General features: G+C 67.3%; 10 protein-coding genes. 3 read left to right on the forward strand and 7 right to left on the reverse strand.

All coding sequences use genetic code 11. The features are described from left to right. Positions 1-156 precede the first annotated feature (156 nt). The 3 genes from XarbCFBP7408_RS17435 to XarbCFBP7408_RS17450 form a co-directional block, all read right to left on the reverse strand. Complete coding sequence (locus XarbCFBP7408_RS17435; RefSeq protein ID WP_012437307.1) at positions 157-852, reverse strand: AIM24 family protein; 696 nt, start codon at positions 850-852, stop codon at positions 157-159. 569 nt (positions 853-1,421) lie between these two features. Next, positions 1,422-3,095: an alpha,alpha-trehalase TreA gene (gene treA / locus XarbCFBP7408_RS17440; protein WP_104564026.1), complete on the reverse strand. Its 1,674-nt coding sequence runs from the start codon at positions 3,093-3,095 to the stop codon at positions 1,422-1,424. Positions 3,096-3,527: 432 nt separating this feature from the next. Then, positions 3,528-4,310: a DUF72 domain-containing protein gene (locus tag XarbCFBP7408_RS17450; RefSeq protein ID WP_104564027.1), complete on the reverse strand. Its 783-nt coding sequence runs from the start codon at positions 4,308-4,310 to the stop codon at positions 3,528-3,530. A gap of 107 nt (positions 4,311-4,417) precedes the next feature. Between XarbCFBP7408_RS17450 and XarbCFBP7408_RS17455 the strand changes: the two genes are divergently transcribed. Then, positions 4,418-5,170 carry a DNA-formamidopyrimidine glycosylase family protein gene (locus tag XarbCFBP7408_RS17455; RefSeq protein WP_104564028.1) on the forward strand — a complete coding sequence of 251 codons (753 nt, stop codon included), beginning with the start codon at positions 4,418-4,420 and terminating at the stop codon, positions 5,168-5,170. A 279-nt stretch (positions 5,171-5,449) separates the two neighbouring features. Beyond that, positions 5,450-6,463 (forward strand): hypothetical protein, encoded by a 1,014-nt coding sequence (locus tag XarbCFBP7408_RS17460; protein WP_181106829.1) that lies wholly within the window; start codon positions 5,450-5,452, stop codon positions 6,461-6,463. A gap of 289 nt (positions 6,464-6,752) precedes the next feature. Here the strand turns inward: XarbCFBP7408_RS17460 and XarbCFBP7408_RS17465 are convergent, their stop codons facing one another. Then, positions 6,753-7,682: a GAF domain-containing protein gene (locus XarbCFBP7408_RS17465; protein WP_104564029.1), complete on the reverse strand. Its 930-nt coding sequence runs from the start codon at positions 7,680-7,682 to the stop codon at positions 6,753-6,755. 312 nt (positions 7,683-7,994) lie between these two features. After that, a complete protein-coding gene (locus XarbCFBP7408_RS17470) occupies positions 7,995-10,874 on the reverse strand; it encodes a M16 family metallopeptidase (protein WP_104564030.1) in 2,880 nt (959 codons plus the stop codon). A 258-nt stretch (positions 10,875-11,132) separates the two neighbouring features. On the opposite strand from XarbCFBP7408_RS17470, the gene XarbCFBP7408_RS17475 reads away from it, so the two are divergent. After that, positions 11,133-13,715 carry a PAS domain S-box protein gene (locus XarbCFBP7408_RS17475; protein WP_104564031.1) on the forward strand — a complete coding sequence of 861 codons (2,583 nt, stop codon included), beginning with the start codon at positions 11,133-11,135 and terminating at the stop codon, positions 13,713-13,715. Between the two features lie 425 nt (positions 13,716-14,140). Here the strand turns inward: XarbCFBP7408_RS17475 and XarbCFBP7408_RS17480 are convergent, their stop codons facing one another. Then, positions 14,141-16,327 carry a methyl-accepting chemotaxis protein gene (locus XarbCFBP7408_RS17480; protein ID WP_181106835.1) on the reverse strand — a complete coding sequence of 729 codons (2,187 nt, stop codon included), beginning with the start codon at positions 16,325-16,327 and terminating at the stop codon, positions 14,141-14,143. A gap of 310 nt (positions 16,328-16,637) precedes the next feature. Beyond that, complete coding sequence (locus XarbCFBP7408_RS17485) at positions 16,638-18,074, reverse strand: glycoside hydrolase family 5 protein (protein WP_104564033.1); 1,437 nt, start codon at positions 18,072-18,074, stop codon at positions 16,638-16,640. Positions 18,075-18,274: the final 200 nt, after the last annotated feature.

Genomic DNA, 18,274 nt, shown 5'->3' on the forward strand with positions numbered 1-18,274 from the left:
CAGGAAAGCCGTAGGAGCGCACCAGGGCGCGATGTGGCGTTACCGGGAAGGCCCTCGCGCCCAGGGGCGCTCCTACAGGGTTGGATGGAAAACTGCCCAGCTGCGTAGCGTGCAACCAGGCGATGCGCAGTGTTGATTGCTGCCGGGCAGTCTGGATCAGCCCTTGGCCTGGAAGCTGGCTTCCTCGTACGGCTGCACCACCACCCAGCCTTCGCCAGCAAAGCGCATCTGCAGGCTTTCGCCGGAGCCGCGGCCGAACAGCGTGCCGATCGACACGTCGGTGACCAGCTCCGGGGTCAGCGTGCCCGACCAGGCCACGGTGGCATTGGGGTCGGTGAACACCGGGCCGCTGGCAGCGGTGACCGGCAGGGTCAGCGGCTCGTAGTGCGAGGTGATCGCGACGATGCCGTGGCCGCTCAGGCGCACGTTGAACAGGCCGCCGGACAGCATGCCGGCCACCTTGCGCATCATCGTGATCTTGTGCTCGACGCCGGATTCGAACGCCAGCACGTCGTTGCCGTTGACGAAGATCGCCTCGCCATTCAAACGCAGCAAGGTCACCAGCTTGCCGAGGTCGGCCAGATACACCCGGCCCTGGCCTTCGGCTTTCATCAGCTGCATGCCTTCGCCGCTGACTGCCTTCTTCAGCAGGTTGCCCAGGCCCTGTTCCAGCAGCCCCTCGCGGGTGAACTTGACGTTGCCGGTGCGCGCGACCATGGCGCCGGCCTTGGACCACACCATGCCGTCGAGGCGCACTTCCAGCAGGTGCGGATTTTCCAGTTCGAACGGATCGGGGCTGACGTCCTTTTCCTTGGAATGGGCGAGAAATTCGTTGAGCGTGCGTACGGCCATGGGTCCGTCCTGGAGGTGAAAGAGTGCGCATGATACGCGGCAGGCCAGTGTCTTCGAAGCGTACCGATGTACGAGTCGCTGTGCGTCTGCACCGATGGTGCGGCGCAGATGGCGCTCGGTCAGCGCGTGGGCGCGCGACGACCGCCAACCAGGCGACGACCCAGCGGGATCCGTGCGGCGTGGTGGAGTAGCGCTGTCGTCTTGCAGCGTGATGGAGACCGGTTGTCCTCGACGCACTGCAAGACGATGAAGAGATAACGCCGAGACGCCACTGCTGCAGCGACCCATGTGCGTGCGAGGCACCGGCGTATGCAATCTCAGCTGCGCCACACGGTCCGGCACGAAGGCGGGGCGTCAATAAAACAACCGTTCGGCCTGCGCAATGCTGTTGAGATCAGCGTCGGGCTCGTGGCATTGCTAGCCGGGCTAGATTGCTCCTGCAGAAAACGTCTTTACCTTGTGCGAGGAGCGGGGCGATGTTCGCGGCCGCGATCCGCCGGCGTTGCCGACCGCCGGAGCTGCGAGGCGCCAGCGGCCGCCGGGCAGTGCCCGGCAGCGCTGGCGCACACTCAGCGCGTGGCCGCTTCGGGCTTGCGCACGCGTTTGGCAGGCGCCGGCTTGGCCGCGGTGTCCGGATACAGGTTCAACAGCATCAAGGTGACGCCGTTGGTCCAGCCGAACCCATCCTGCAGCGCGTATTCGCCGCCGCCACCGCCGGCCGCATCGGCTTCCAGGCCGTATTTTTCGACCAGCTTGTGCTCGCGCGCGAACAGCGCCTGCACCTGGGTGAGGAAGCGCTCGCCGATGCTGCGCGCCAGCGCGTCTTCGCCATACCGGCGCAGGCCGTCCACTGCCACCCATTGCAGCGGTGCCCAGCCATTGGGCTCGTCCCACTGCTGGCCGGTCTTCACTGCGGTGGTGGCCAGGCCGCCGGGGCGCAGCAGGCGCGCGCGCACCGTGCTGGCGGTGCGTTTGGCATGCGCGTCGGTCGCCAGGCCGGCGAACAGCGGATACAGCGCCGCGGCGGTGACCTGGTCGCTGAGCCTGCGGGTCTGCCAGTCGTAGTCGGCGTAGTAACCGGCCGCGTTCCACAGGTGCGCATTGATGGCCTGCCTGCGCTGCAGTGCCAGCGCCGCGTAGTCCTGCGTGCACTCGGCACCCGGCTGCGCACAGGCCTGGGCCAGGGTGCGCTCCAGGTGATACAGCAGGCTGTTCAGGTCGATCGGCACGATGGCGGTGGTGCGGATGGTGCGCAGGTTCTGCCCATCGGCCAGCCAGCGGCTGGTGTAGTCCCAGCCGCTCTCGGCACCGGCGCGCAGGTCGCGGTAGACCTCGGCGGCCGGGCGGTCGCCGGCCTCGGCGGCGGTGCGGGTGTCGTGCAGCCAGGCTTCCGGGCGCGGGGTGTCGCGCTCGTCCCAGTAGCGGTTGAGCAGGCTACCGTCGGCCAGACGCACCACATGGCGCGCGGCCTGGCCGGGCTGCAGGTCCTCGCTGCCCTGCATCCAGTAGGCGTATTCCTTCTGCAGCTGCGGCAGGTAGCGCTGGTAGACCGCGTCGCCTTCCACGCCGGCCTGCAGTTCCACCATGTAGGAGAAAAACGGCGGCTGCGAGCGGCTCAGATAGTAGCTGCGATTGCCGTTGGGGATATGCCCGTAGGTGTCGATCAGGTAGGCGAAGTTGTCCAGCATCTGGCGGCTGAGCGTGGTCTCGCCGCTCTTCACCAGGCCCAGCATGGTGAAGTAGGAATCCCAGTAATACACCTCGCGGAAGCGCCCGCCCGGCACCACGTACGGATGCGGCAGCGCCAGCAGGCTGCTGTATGGCGGCACGTGGGCCTGGCTGCGCACCAGCTTGGGCCACAGCTCGTCGATGTGTTCGCGCAGCGCGGTGTCCTGGCGGATCGCGTCGGTCTGCACCGGCGGCGACTCTTCGAAATTGGCGTCCACGAACTTGCGCAGGTCGAAACCGGGGTGATCGTGCTGCGCCAGATAGTCGGCGTTGATCAGCGCCGGGTCGCGCAGCGGCAGGAAGTCGACGAAGTGCTTCTGGTCGTCGAACAGCTCGCCGCTCTGCACCGCCTGGAACAGTTCCGGGTAGGCCAGGTCGGGCGTAGGCGGTGTGGCCGCCGGTGCGTTGACGCCCGGAGTGTCCATGGGCGCGGCGGTCAGCGTGCAGGGCGCCACGAACATGCTCAGCGACAGGCCAAGCAGCGACGTGCAGCACGGGGGCGCGGCAGAACTCATGGCATCTCCAGAACGGGCAGTGACGTGCGGCATGGTAAACGACCGAAGTGGCGGGCGGGGCCGGACGACGGCGTCGGCAGGCCGACAGGCTTCGCACGGAGACGACAGGATTCAGCAAGGTGATCCGGCGCGGTGCTGCAGGTAATTGCGCGGGTTGCGTTGCCGATTCAGGCCTATCGGCCCGGATCGAGGCAGCTTGAGCCGCGTGCGGACCGGGTCGGATTGCCGACGTCGCTGCAAGATGTGCGCCACAGCGCGCGGCCGGGCGCAGCGTGGCGAGCGACGGGCGGGCGGCACGGCCAGTGCGCTGCAGCCGGCGAATATTGGGGGGAGTGGCCGGAGCCAGGGCGGCCTTGCCTGCCTAACCCGTTGCAGCGGCGTGGATGCATCCGGCGGCAAGACGGGTAACGCCTGGCTGTCGGTCCTTGCGCGTCAGCCCTGGCGCGGGCGATCGGTCTGCAATAGACGCTGCAGCTGCAGCGCGTTGGGCACCGCCAGCCCGGCGGCGGTGTTGTCGAAGATCACCCAGCGCTCTGCCTGCGGATGCGCTGCGTCCTGCGCTGCGTTGCGCACCGCGTCGGCCAGTGTCTGCAGCGCACTGTCGTCGTAGCTGCTGTAGTAGATGCGCGGTGCGCCATGCCAGCGCCAGTACTGTGGGCCGGCTGTCGCACCCGGTGTGGCGGCGTCCGGCACCGGCGCCGGATCGGCGGCGCAGCGTGCGATGCGGTGGCGCGCCAGCAGCGCCTGTGCCTGCGGGAGAAACCAGCTGGCATGGCGCGGTTCGCAGATCACGCCGCCGTCCCAGCGCCGCCGCAGCATGGCGAAAAACCTGGCCGCCACCGGCGCATCGAACACGGCGCTGGGCGGCAGTTGCAGCAGCAGGCAGCCCAGCCGCGTACCCAGCGCAGCGGCCTGGGCGAGGAAGGCATCCAGCAACGCACCGGCACCCTGCAGGCGCGCATCGTGGCTGATGCTGCGCGGCAGCTTGACCGAGAAGCGGAAATCCTCCGGCACGCTGTCGGCCCAGCGCGCGTAGGTACTGGCACGGTGCGGGCGGTGGAACGAGGAGTTGATTTCCACCGCATCAAAACGCGTGGCATAGCGCTGCAAGACGCTGGCACCATCGCCGAATGCGGCGCGGGCGGCGGCCGGGATCGACCAGCCTGCGCAGCCACAGCGCACACGCGGCAGGGCGATGGAGGAACGAGCCTGCATGAGGTGTACGCAAGACGGGTGGGCAGCACTCTATGCATGCGCGCGTGTCAGCGTCGCGTGTGCATTGCGCTCACGGCCGACTCACCGACGGCTTCGATACTGGGCGCATGCCAGAAGGTCCTTCCCTTGTCATCCTGCGCGAGCAGACCGAAGCGTTTGTCGGCCGCAAGGTCCTGCGCGTGTCCGGCAACAGCAAGCAGGACGTCGCGCGGCTGGAGCAGCAAAAGGTGCTGGCGTTACGCAGCTGGGGCAAGCACTTCCTGATCGAGTGCGCGCAGTTCAGCGTGCGCATCCACTTTCTGTTGTTCGGCAGTTATCGCATCGACGAGGACAAGCCGAATGCGGTGCCGCGTCTGCGCCTGGAGTTTTCCAAGGGCCAGCGCCTGAATTTCTACGCCTGCTCGGTGCAGCTCATCGAGCGCCCGCTGGACGAGGTCTACGACTGGACCGCGGATGTCATGAACCCGCTCTGGGATGGCGCGCAGGCACGGCGCAAGTTGCGCGCCGCACCCGGCATGCTGGCCGCCGATGCGTTGCTGGACCAGGCCATCTTTGCCGGCGTCGGCAACATCATCAAGAACGAAGTGCTGCATCGCATCCGTGTGCATCCGGAAAGCACGGTGGGCGCATTGCCGGCGCGCAAGCTCGGCGAGCTGGTCACCCAGGCGCGCGCGTACAGCTTCGACTTCTATACCTGGAAAAAGGCCTTGGTGCTGAAGAAGCAGTATCGGGTGCATACCAAAACCAGCTGCCCGCGCGATGGCGCGCCGCTGCAGTATCGAAAGCACCTGGGCAAGGCCGGGCGGCGGGCGTTTTTCTGCGAAGTCTGCCAGCGGCTGTACCACTCGGAGGATGGTTGAGCATGTGCGGCCCGCACCCTGGCCAGCAGGCATCGACCGATGTAGGGCGGACGACCGCCGCCACAGCATGCAGGATCCATACCGCCGGGGCAGGGCAGTGCCCGTCGGCAAGCAGGGGGCGTCGGCCGCCACGCTCGCTAATGTGAATGGCGGCTGGCGCCTGCGGCCCAGACAACGAATTTCAAACGCGCGCAAACGCCACGCCCGCTAGATTTGCGCGTCCTGCATCGGGTTCACGGTGCGGCGTGCGCACCTCTCATCTTATTGGTCTCCCGCATTGTGATTACCCGCAGGAAGGAAACGCTTGTCCCGCATGTCGCCGCTGCCGCATGCACGGGCGCCATCCTGTTCTTTCTTGCCTGCCTGTTGCTGTATATGCCGCCGCCACGCGACACCGTGCGACACGACGACAGTTTGCAGGTGTATTTCGTGCCGCGTCCGCAGTTGACGCTGCCGGCGCCGGTGACACCGCCGCAGCAACGCGATTCCACACCGCGCTCAGCGCCGGCCGCGGCCTCATCCGCACGCAGTGCGCCACCGCCGACACGCACCCCACCGCCGCAGCGGCAGGTGGCGGCCGCCAACGCCCCGGCTGGCGAATCGATGGCCGCCCAGCTCTACACCCGCGAAGGCCGCTTGCGCATGCCGCGCGATGCGCAGGTCGACCCGATGGCGCAAGCCGGCGCCGCGGTGCCACCGGGCATGGCCGACGAACGCGCGCAGGCCAAGGCGCGCAACGTGATGGAACGGGTCAATCCGGTGCAGTACCAGGACACGCGCTTTGCCAAGGACTGGAAGAGCGACGGCACGCTGGGCGATGTGGCGATGCAGGAAATGAATCGTGGCATGAAGAAGTTCAACGACATGCTCAATGGGCCGCAGACGCAGGTGGCCAAGGCGCGACCACCGCCGGATGTGCGCTTCAACCCCGCGCTGGCCGGCAATCAGGCCGAGGTGGGCAGCGAGGCGACCGGCGATGCCTACAAGGCCGTGCCGATCGCGCACGAGCCGCCGCCCGATCTCAAGGGCGAAGCCAGCCGCCGCATCCGCCAGGCGCTGGCAGCGCTGGAGCAACGCAGCGCGCGTTGCGATGCGTCCAAACGCACATCGCTGTTGTCGCCGGTGCGCACGCACCTGGGCGATCTGGAACGTGCCGAGCACGCCTTGAACAATGGCGCCGACCCGGTGATGGCCGCACAACTGCTGCCGCGCCAGGCCGACAGCGCCTACGATCTGGCCCGCCGCGCACTGTGGTACGCCGACCGCCAGTTGAAGCAGTGTGCGATTGGGTGAGTGGGGCAGTGACTGCGTTTGCGTGCTGGTCAGGACGGGCGAGCGAAGGCTCCAAAAGAGCTGTATCGGTGGTGGCAACGGATCGGCCACACGCGCAGCGTTGACGCGTGACGGTGAGTGAGTCGACTGCGCGGCGCCTGCACCGCTTGCGGGCCCGCCGTGACTCCGTCCATCGAGGCTCCTTGGCGGCATCCATGCCAAGGATCCCGCAATCGGCAGGACACCGCACCAAACAGTTGGTCTGTGTCTGAGTGAAAACCGATTTGTTGCGAGGCGCCGACTCCGGGCGTTACGCCAGACTCTGGCGGTAACGGTCTTTTTCCGCACTCAGCGCGGCTTCCGCACGCAGGAACACCTGGCCGATCGGCTCGTCGCCACCGGCTGCCTGCGCCTGGCCGATCAGCACCGTCAGCCCGTGCGCATGCTGCTGCTGGGCGATGTCGCGCAGCCCCTGCAGCTTTTGGTCGGCATCGGGGCCACGCAGCACGGCGATGAATTCGGCGCTGTCGGTGACGCGGTCCACGCTGTCGCCGTTGGCTTGCGCCTGCGCGGCCAGGGCCTGGTCGAGCTGTTGCAAGGCGCGGCCCAATAGCCGCTCGCTCTGTTTTTCGGCCAGTGCGGCCAGCTCCTGCACTTCCAGGATCACCAGGTAATAACCGCTGTCGGCAGCGGCCGGCACGGCGACCGGTGCCACCGGCTGCAGGATCGCCTCGCGCTCGAGCTGCAACTCGCGCTTGCGTTCGTCCAGCAGGCGCATGGTGACGCGCGCCAGTGCCTGCAGCCCGGTACGTTGAGTGTCGGTGAGCGTGCGCGGCTCGGTGTCGAGCACGCAGACGGTGCCCAACGCCACGCCGTCGGAGGTGACCAGCGGCATGCCGGCATAGAAGCGCGCGCCGGTCTCGCCGGTGACGACCGAGACATCGGCAAAGCGGCTGTCCTGGGTCAGGTCGCGCACTTCCATCAATTGCTCGGGGCTGCGGATGGCGTGATCGCACACCGCCTGGCTGCGGTCGGTCTGCTGCATGCCCAGACCGAGCTGGGCCTTGAACCACTGGCGGTCGCGATCGATCAGCGACATCAGTGCGATCGGCGTGTCGCACAGCGCGGCCGCGACTTGCACGACGTCCTGGTAAGTGTCCTCGGGCAGGCTGTCGACGATGCGATAGCCGTCCAGGACCTGTTGGCGGGAGGCTTCGTCAGCCGGGGGCATTTGCTTCATCGAGTCAGTCGGACAAGCGCGAGCGAGAAGGATGCCACGATACCGGCACCACCGATAACGCCGCGTGGATATCGGCCACGTCTCCGGCATGGCCTGGAGAGCGTCTCCAGATCGGCATCCCCGCCGCGCCGCGCAGGCGAGGGACATGCGAGCGGCGAGCTGGAGCGCTGACGCGAGCTTGCCAACCCGCGTGCGATGCCTGCGCAGTGCACGCAGGCACCGGGGACTCATACGCGGGCGCACCATTGCGTACCGCGCATGTAGAAACGGCGCGGCTCCAGGGCCGCGCCGTCGGAGTGCGACTGACCAGCCTCAGCGCTTGACCGGCTTGCCGTCCACGTCCAGCACCTGCACCTGGCCCAGCTTGAGCGCACGTACCGGAGCCTCGATCTTCTTCAGGTCGCCCACGATCACCCAGGTCATCGCTTCCGGCCTGATGATCTGCGCGATGGCGGTCTGAGCGGCGGGTTGATCGATCGCTTCCAGGCGCGGCTTGAGCGTCTGCACGTAATCGTCCGGGCGGTCGAACTGCACGATGCCTTCGATCGCACCCAGCACCGCACCGGTGGTTTCGAAGCTGCCGGGCAGGGCGCGGATGCGCTGGTTCTTGATCTTCTCGATCTCGTCGGTGGTCAACGGCTTGTCGCCGATGATGGCGGTGGCTTCCTTGAGGATCTCGTTGGCCGACTCGGCGGTCTTGTCGGTCTGCACCGGGGCCGAGAATAGATACGGCCGCTGGCCCTGCGCATCCACGATCTGGGTGCGGGCGCCGTAGGCCCAGCGCTTGTTCTCGCGCAGGTTCATGTTCAGGCGCGAGGTGAAGGTGCCGCCGAAGGCGCCATTGGCCACGCCGATGGCCAGGTTGTCCGGCGCCTTGGTGGACGGGGCCAGCAGGCCGGCCAGGATCACCGACTGCGGCGCGTCCGGGCGGTTGATCAGGTACACGCGCGGCTTGGGCTGGGCGGCGACGTTGGCCAGGTTCTTCTTCGGCAACGCGCTGGTGGGGGCCTTCCAGTCGCCGAAGGCGGCATCGAGCTGCGGGATGATCTGCGCCAGCGTGGTGTCGCCGGCGACCAGGATGCGCAGGTTGTCCGGACGCAGCCACTGGCGGTGGAACTGCTGCAGATCCTGCGCGTTGAGGCTCTTGATCGCGGCCTCGGTGCCGCTGCCGGTGAGCGGGATGCCGTAGGGGTGGTTCTGGCCGAACAGCAACGGCGGCAACGCGCGCAGGCCCAGGCTGTTGGGCTGGGTCTTTTCCTGTGCGATGCCGGCCAGCCACTGGCCACGCACGCGCTCGATGTCGGCGGCCTTGAAGGCGGGGTTGCGCACGATGTCGGAGAACAACTGCAGCGAGGGCTGCAACTGGTCGTTGAGCGCATCCAGCGAGGCGCTGCAGCTGTCCAGGTCGCAGCCGACCGAGGTGATGGCGCCCAGGCGCTGGCGGCGCTGGGCCACTTCCACCGAATCCAGCGCGGCGGTACTCTCGTTCATCAGCGCGGCGCTGAAGCTGGCGGTACCGAGCTTGTTGTCCTGGTCGGCCGCATAACCGGCATCGAACAGCAGCTTCACCTGGGTGACCGGGATGGTGTGGCGCTCGGCCAGGATCACTTCGACGCCGTTCTTCAACTTGCCGCGCTGCAGTTTCGGGAAGCTCAGGTCCGGGAACTGCTCGGTCTGCGGCACGCCCTTGCTGCGATCCAGCGTGGAGGCGGTGACGGTGAACTTGCCTGCGGCGGGCAGCTTCGGCGCCGGCTTGCCGGCTTCTTCGCCACGCGCGACCACGGCCTTGTCTTCGGCGGCGGGGTCGAAATCCTTGCCGGCCGGCAGCACGGTGAGCAGGTAATCGCCCTTGCCGAACCAATTGGCAGCGGCCTGCTTGACGCTGTCCACGGTGGCGGCCTGGCCACGCTGCAGATCCTTCTTGTAGGCGCCCGGGTCGCCGCGGTAGACCTGGCCCTCGGCCAGGATCACCGCCTTGCCGGTGAAGCCGCCGACCTTTTCCAGCCCGCGCACGAAGCCGGCGCGGTAGGCCACCTGCGCGCGCTGCAGCTCGTCGGCGGTCGGGCCCTGGGCGATGAACTTCTTGAGCTCCTCGTCGATGATCGCCTCGACCCTGGCCGGGTCCACGCCATCCTTCACGTCGGCCTGGATCTGCACCTGGCTGGACAGCGCGAACGGCTGCACCGAGGCGGAGACGTCGTCGACCAGGTTGTCCTGATAGACCAGGCGCTGGTACAGCCGCGAGGTCTTGCCGCCGCCGAGCACGGTGGTGGCCAGATCCAGCTGGATGATGTCGTTGGTGCCCAGTTGCGGGGCGGCCCAGGTGCGGTAGATGCGCGGCTGCGAGACGTGGTCGTGCTGCACGCCGCGCTTCTGCGCGGCCAGCGGGGTCACCCACGGCTGCTGACGCGCCACCGGCTTGCCGGACGGGATATCGCCGAAGTACTGCAAGGCCTTGGCGCGTGCCTGTGCCACGGTGATGTCGCCGGCCAGCACCAGGGTGGTGTTGGCGGCGCCGTAATTGTCGTTGAACCACTGTTTGACGTCGGCCAGCGAGGCCGCGTCCAGGTCTTCCATCGAGCCGATGGTGTCGTGCTGGTAGGGGTGGTTGGCCGGGAACAGGTTGGACAGGATGTTCTGGTCCACGCGGCCGTAGGGGCGGTTCTCGCCCTGGCGCTTCTCGTTCTGCACCACGCCGCGCTGGGTGTCGAGTTCCTGCTGGCCGATGGCGCCGAGCAGGTGGCCCATGCGGTCCGATTCCAGCCACAGCGCGGTATCCAGCGCGGTGGTCGGCACGGTCTCGAAATAGTTGGTGCGGTCGAACCAGGTGGTGCCGTTCATGTCGGTGGTGCCGACCTTTTCCAGCGGCCCGAAGAAGCTGCCCTTGTTGTTTTCCGAGCCGGAGAACATCAGGTGCTCGAACAGGTGCGCAAAGCCGGTCTTGCCGGCCGGCTCGTCGCCGGAGCCGATGTGGTACCAGATGCTCACCGCCACCACCGGCGCCTTGTGGTCTTCATGCACCACAACGGTCAGGCCGTTGGGCAGGGTGAAGCGGGTGTAGCCGATGTCGGGGATGGCGCTGCTGGCCGCGCTCCTGGCCAGGCTGGCCGGGGCGGCGGCCACGGCGGGGGCGACGGAACCGGCAGCGACGCCGAGCACACCGGCGATCAACAGGGACAGCGGACGCAGCATGTGACACTCCAGAACAGGACAATCGGCCGAGGGTAGTGGCTGCTTGGCGGCGCCGCAAATGCTGATGGGCAGGGGTGCGCCGGGCGGGGTCTTCCGGCGGCTGCAACGCCGAAAAGGCGACGGCACTTCGTACCGGCGCGGTGGCCTGCCGGCGCGTGCCTGCCCAAGCGGGCCCGGCCGGGTCCGCTCAAGTTGCTCATCGCTTCGCCGTTACCTGGGGCGACCTATCTTGACCAGACGCCGCCCGCCGATCACGCCATGACCGTCCTGTTGCCGCCCGTGCCGATCCCTGTCGACGACGCCCTGCGCGTGGACGCGGTGCGACGGTTGGGCGTGCTGGACAGCGAGGCCGAGGCCGAATTCGATGACATCGCCTGGCTGGCCGCGCATGTCAGCGGCGCGCCGATGGCGATGGTGTCGCTGCTGGATGCCGACCGCCAATGGTTCAAGGCGCGCTGCGGCACCGATCTGGAAGGCACTCCGCGCAGCGTGTCGTTCTGCTCCTACGCGGTGATGGGCACCGAGCTGATGGAGGTGCCCGATGCCGAGGCCGACCCGCGCTTCGCCAACAACCCGTTGGTGACCGCCGCACCGGGTGTGCGCTCCTACGTGGGGGTGCCGTTGATCGGGCGCGAAGGCTACGCCTACGGCACCTTGTGCACGCTCAGTACCAAACCGCGCGTGCTCGACGACGACCGGAAGCAGGCCTTGATCCGCCTCGCACGCCAGGCCTCCAACCAGCTGGAAGCGCGCCGCGACCGGCTGGCTGCGCAGGCGCAGCGGCAGACCTTGAGCATGTTGCTGGAAGCCATGCCCGACGGCGTGGTGGCCTGCGGCACCGACGGCTTGCTGCGCGAGTTCAATCACGCGGCCCGGCAATGGCATGGCACCGATCCGCGCCTGCTTCCGCCGGTGCAATGGGCGCAGCATTTCGATCTCTATACCGCCGACGGCAACCACCTGTTGCCCACCGAGGCCATCCCGCTGCTGCGTGCCTGGCGCGGTGAACATGTGCGCAATGCCGAACTGGTGATTCGCGCTACCAACCAGCTGCCGCGCAGCGTGCTGTGCAATGCAGACCCGGTGGCTGGCGACAAGGGTGCGGCGTTAGGCGCGGTGTGCGTGATGCACGACATCACCCAGCTCAAGGATGCATCGGCCGCACTGGCCGGCGAACGTGCGCGCCTGCAGGCATTGGTGGATGCCTCGCAGGACGTGGCGATCATGGCGTTCGACCCGCAGGGCCGTCTCGAACTGTTCAATCCCGGCGCCGAGCGTCTGCTCGGTTACCGCGCCGACGAGGTGCTGGGCACCTGCCCGTCGCGGTTTCATCTGCCGGCCGAACTGGAACGGCACATGGCGACGCTGGCGTTGTCGCCGCCGTCGTACGTGAAGCTGGCAGCGGCCGCCGCTGGCGATGTGCTGGCCGAAGAACTCTGGACGTTGGTGCGCAAGGACGGCGATCTGCGTCGGGTGCGCCTGTGTTTTAACGTGATCCACGATGCGCAGCAGGGCCTGGCCGGGTATCTGGCGATGGCCATCGACGTCACCGCCGAATTGCAGGCGCAAGCCGCCGCGCAGCTGGCCGCCGAGCGCTTCACCGGTGCATTCGAAACTGCGCCGCAAGGCATGGCGATCGTGTCGCTGGAAGGCGCCTGGCGCGACGTCAATCCGGCGTTGTGCAGCATCCTGGGCTACCCGCGCGAGCAACTGCTGCGCACCACCTTCCAGCAGATCACCCATCCGGACGATCTGCAGATGGATCTGCAACTGGTGCAGGACCTGATCGATGGCAAACGCGACAATTACAGCCTGGCCAAGCGTTACATCAGCCAGCAAGGCGCGGTGATCTGGGCGCAGCTGTCGGTGTCGCTGGTGCGCGACAGCAGCGGTGCGCCAGTGCATTTCGTCTCGCAGATCCAGGACGTCACCGAGCGTCACGTGGCCGCCGAGCGGCTGGCCGAAAGCGAAGCGCGCCTGCGCGCGATCAGCGACGCCACGCCCACCTTGGTCGCCCAGTTCGATGCCCGGCTGCGCTGCCTGTTCGCCAACCAGGCCCATCGCGACTGGCTCGGCGTGGAGCCTGCCAGCCTGGTCGGTTGCCATATCACCCAGGTGCTGGGCGAAGACCTCAGCCCCGCCGCGCGCGCTGCGTTGGCACACGTGGTGGCCGGGCAACGCGCCAGCTTCGAACATGTCTTGCGCGGCGGAATTGCTCCGCGCGATGTGGAAGTCACCCTGGTCCCGGAAACGCATGCGGCCGCGTCGCAGGGGCAGGGCTTCTTCCTGATGGCGCACGATGTCACCGCGCACAAGACACTGCACCGCCTGATGCACGAGCGCGCCACCCGCGATGCGTTGACCGGCCTGCCGAACCGGCATGCCTGGTCCGAAGCGCTGCAGGTGGCGGTTGCGCAGGCGCAACAGCAGCAGCGCGCGGTGGCAGTGATGTTCCTGGATCTGGACGGCTTCAAGCGCATCAACGATGTGTACGGCCACCGCGCCGGCGACGCGGTGCTGGTGGCGTTTGGCAGCTGCCTGCAACGCGCGGCCGGCGAGCGCTATCTGGTCGCACGCCTGGCCGGCGACGAATTCGTGGTATTGCTGGACGCACTGCAGGATGCGCAGGCCGAATGCGCCGCAGTAGCAGACCGCATCCGCACGCTGGCGGCGGAAGGTGCCCTGTTCGGCGACCAGCACCTGCCGATCCAGCCCAGCATCGGCGTGGCCTGGCAATACGGCGCACAGGCCGAAGCGGCCAGCCTGATGCATGCCGCTGACGAGGCGATGTATGCGGCCAAGCGCACGCGTCGGCCGGCCGGGCAAGCGCCGCGGTCGTAAAGCGTCGTGCATTGATGGTGCAGGCCAGCGCGTTGCTGCTGCCGACGGATGCACAAGCCGGCTGCGAATCGCAACTCGCCATCTCCGACTTCCAGCAGCGTCCGCGTTGACGTAGGCAACGCCAGGTGCGTCCTTGCCAGGGAACGAGCGATAGCACTAGCCGATGCGGATCCCGGCACCTTGGGCCACGCGGTTGGTGCTCAGGCGCGCGGTTCCCCCGCTTTCCCACTGCATGCCATCGCTTCCAACAAGATGGCGACGGTGCAGTCGGCCCGCGATTGCGGCGCGACCTTGCGCGGGCGCACTGCAGAGGGCTGTCGTTGCGTCACGATCCCAGGCAATCAGTGACGGGTACCGCCGCGCCTCCTACCGATATCGCCTGGCGCACAGGGGCGCGAGCCCGCGTGCGTGGCAGGTGGTATCGCTCAGGCATGCAGTCTTCGGTCAGGCGCAGGCTGCGCGGCGATGGGCTGCTTTGCAGCGGCCTGCGCGTTCGATGCGCTGCGTGCCTGCGGCCGCCTGGCGTCCGGTACCAACCGGAACACCGCCACCGCGCGGGTCAGATCCGCCGCCTGGTCTTCCATGCTGCGCGCCGCCGCGGTGGCTTCCTCCACCAGTGCGGCGTTCTGCTGGGTCATTTCGTCCGGCTGCATCACCGTGGTGCTGACCTGCTCGATACCGGCGCTTTGCTCGGTGCTGGCAGCGGTGATCTCGGCCATGATGTCGGTCACCCGCTGCACCGAGCTGACCACCTCGGTCATGGTGCTGCCGGCCTGCTGCACCAGGTCCGAGCCCTGCGCCACTTTCTCCACCGAATCGGAGATCAGCTGCTTGATTTCCTTGGCCGCGCCGGCCGAGCGCTGCGCCAGCGCGCGCACTTCGGTGGCCACCACCGCAAATCCGCGGCCTTGCTCGCCGGCGCGCGCCGCTTCCACCGCCGCGTTCAAGGCCAGGATATTGGTCTGGAACGCGATACCGTCGATCACCCCGATGATGTCGGAAATACGCGCCGACGATTGCGTGATCGCCTGCATGGTGCTGACCACTTCCTGCACCACGCGGCCACCGCTTTCGGCGACCTCGCCGGTACCCTTGACCAGTTGGTTGGCCTGGCGCGCGTTGTCGGCGTTCTGGCGCACGGTGGAGGTAAGCTCTTCCATCGAGGCGGCGGTTTCTTCCAGGTTCGCCGCCTGATGCTCGGTGCGCGTGGACAGGTCGGCATTGCCGCTGGCGATCTCGCCTGCGGCGGTGTTGATCGTCTCGGCCGAGTGCTGGATGCCCTGCACGATGCTGGTCAGCTGGATCGCCGTGCGGTTGGCCGCATTGGCCAGGCGGCCGAATGCGCCCTCGTAATGCGATTCCACCCGCTGCGACAGATCGCCATCGGCAATCGCGGCCATGATGCGGCCGACATCGTCCAGGCCTGCATCGGCCTGCTGCATCAGGCGGTTCAGTGCCTGCACCATTTCGGCGAACGCGAACTGGTAGCGCGACTGCTCGCCGCGGGCGGAGAAGTCGCCGCGCGCGGCCGCGTCGGCCAGGCGTGCGATGTCGCTGTTGATCGCCGACAGGTTGCTCTTCACCGTGTCCAGCGCTTCGTGCAGCGCCGCGCGCTGGCCGGGCAGGCGACGCATGTCGCGGCGCAGATCGCCACGGCCGTACTCGCCCATCAGCTCCATCGCCTCGTTGATGGCATCCAGATGCTCGAACACCACCGTGTTCACGCCGTGCGCCAGGGTGCCGTAATCGCCGGGGAAATCCTCCGGAATGCGGTGCGCGATGTTCTCGCCCTGCTGCAGGCGGATCATGGTCTGCATCTCGCCGTTGAAGCGCTGCAACTGGGTCTGCATCTGCTGCATGCTGTGCATCAGCTGGCCGGTTTCGTCGCGCGACTCGACCCGGATATCGTTGTCGAAGCGGCCCGAGGCGATCGCCTCCGCGGTGCGCGATGCCGCCCGCAGCGGTGCCGCCATCGCCGAGGCGATCAACCAGCACAGGCCGATCACCAGCGCCACCAAGGCGCCGCCGATCAAGGTCAGGGTGCGGGTGAAGCCCCAGGCCTGCACCTGGATGTCCTCGGCGTACACGCCCATCACCAACACCCAGTTCCAGGCCGGGAAGGTCTTGGCATAGCTGATCTTGGGCAGCTGTTCCTGCTTGCCCGGCTTGGGCGCGTTGTAGTAACTGAAGCCGTCGCCGCGCTCGATCGCGGTCTTGATGTCGCGATACACGTACTGCCCGGCATCGCTCTTGTAGTCGCTCATGTCGGTGCCGACGGCGCGCTTGGGATGCATCAGGATGCGCATCTGCGGGTCGACGATGAAGAAGTAATCCACCCCGTCGTTGGTGCGCATGTCGGCCAGCGTGGTGCGTGCAGCTTCCTTGGCCTGTGCGACCGTCAGTTCGCCGGCCTTGGCCTTGTCCGCATAGCGCTGCATCACGGTCAGGCCCATCTCCACCTCGGTCTTGACGCTGAGCTTGCGCGCCTCGATCAGGTCCAGGTATTGCAGGCGTGCCGCAGCCACTGCCAGCAGGATCACGCCCACCGTCAACAAGCTGCACAACAGGACGAACTTGAGGGTGAGCGGGAGGTTGGCAACGTGACGACGCAACAGGGAGACAACAGGCATGGCAACGGCATCCAGAACGCGCGCAGGGCGCTATGTTGTGGATAGCGGCTGATTCACATGCGGGTTGAACGCTAATTGCGGCAGCGCCCGCTTGCGACAGCTGCAATGTAGGAGCGCCCCCGGGCGCGATGGGGCGTTATCGATAACGCCCCATCGCGCCCGGGGGCGCTCCTACGAGGTGCTGGGCATCGATCCAGCGATCGATGCGTGACGACGCCAGATCCTTGCCTTGCAAGCTGTCGGCAGCTTGCAAGGTAATGGCGGACAGGCAGTGCGTGCCCGCCGCATTGCATCAGCCTGCCGCGCAGAAGCCGAACTCGGCCGTCGCACCGGCGGCCAGGGTGCGGTTGAAGTCCACGCCGCTGGCCTTGAGCGTGCTGCCGCTCTGCGACCAGGTGACATTCCAGGCGTTATTGACGGTGCCGGTGACCGGCAGCGAGATTGCCCAGGTGCCGCTGGCGGCGCCGGTATTGGTGACCTGCACGCGATTGCAATAGCCACCGGCCCACTTGCTGTCCACGATCACCTTGGTGCTGAAGCTGCCGCTGGGCGATGGCGTCGGTGTCGGTGTCGGTGTCGGTGTTGGCGTGGGAGTTGGCGTCGGCGTGGTGCTGCTCACCGTGCCCCACAGCGTCCGCAGCAGTGCCATCTTGTCTTCGCGCACGCTGGTCCAGTCGTCGCGCAGGATGCCGCCGGTGTCGCCGCTGTTGGGATTCCACGACCAGTAGAAGCCCTCGTTGATGCCCTTGCTGCGCAGGTACTTCACCAGCGCGTCCTGCCATACCTTGTCGCGTGCATCGCCTTCGCCGTACTTGCCGCCGAACTCGCCCAGCAGCAGCGCGTACTGGCCGGCGAACTGGCCGAAGTGACGGTCCCAGATGGCGGGCATGTTGTTGGGGAAGTTGCTGTCGTTCAAGTACGACTGCGCGTACACGTCCGGCCCGTACACGTGCGGCGCCAGCAGCAGCCGGTTGGCCGGAATGTTCAGCGGGGTGCAGGCCAGCGGCTGCAGGTTGCCGCCCCAGAAGATGCCGCCATTGGTCGAGCAGACCGGGTTGTCGGTGATGCCTTCCACCGCAATGATCCACTTCGGCGCCACCGCGAGGACGGCGGCCGAACCGCGCTCGGCGGCCTTGTTCCAGTCGGTGGCCGCGTTGCCGGTGCCCCAGGTGGCGGCACCGTGCGGCTCGTTCTTCAGGTCCAGGCCGATCACGCTGGGCACGTTCTTGTAGCGGTTGGCGACAAAGCGCAGATCGTCCAGCCACTGCGCTTCGGAATACGCGCTGGTGTACCAGAGCTCGGAGATGGCGGCGCAATCGGGGGTGTGGTGATCCAGCAGCACGTAGATGCCGCGCGCGTTGAATTCGTTGATCACCTTGTCCAGGATCTGTAGCGAGCTCAGGCCCTGCAGATCGGCATTGAGGCTGTAATCGATGCTGGTCGGCATCGTGCTGCTGCGCAGGGTGGCCGGGCAGAACGGCAGACGCACGGCGTTGAAGCCCAGGCCCTGCATCTGCTTGATCATGTCCTTCCAGTTGCGTGCCCACAGGCCGTGCATGACATGGTTGCCGGTCTCGAAGCCGAACACGTTGACGCCCTTGAGCTGGACCACCTTGCCGCTGTCGTCGACGATCTTGTTGTTGCTGATGGAATAGCTGAAGGCCGGTGCGGCGGCGAGCGCCAACGCCGTGGCCAGTGCGAGCGTACTGGCAGTCCTGAAAATGGACATGGTGATCTCCCTAGCGAACCCGGCTCGACACCCGAACCCGGTGAGGGGGCATCTTGGTCCGCGGCCGCATCGTTTGGCGTGATCCGGACCACAGAAAAGGCGCATTGCCGCACCGGTCACACGCTGGCTGCGGGCCGGGTCGCTTTCGCGCACACTATCGCCGCTGTCGCCTGTCCGCAGGCTGTCCTTTCTGTCCCCGG

This window comes from Xanthomonas arboricola pv. guizotiae (genome assembly GCF_002940205.1).
GTDB lineage: Bacteria > Pseudomonadota > Gammaproteobacteria > Xanthomonadales > Xanthomonadaceae > Xanthomonas > Xanthomonas arboricola_C.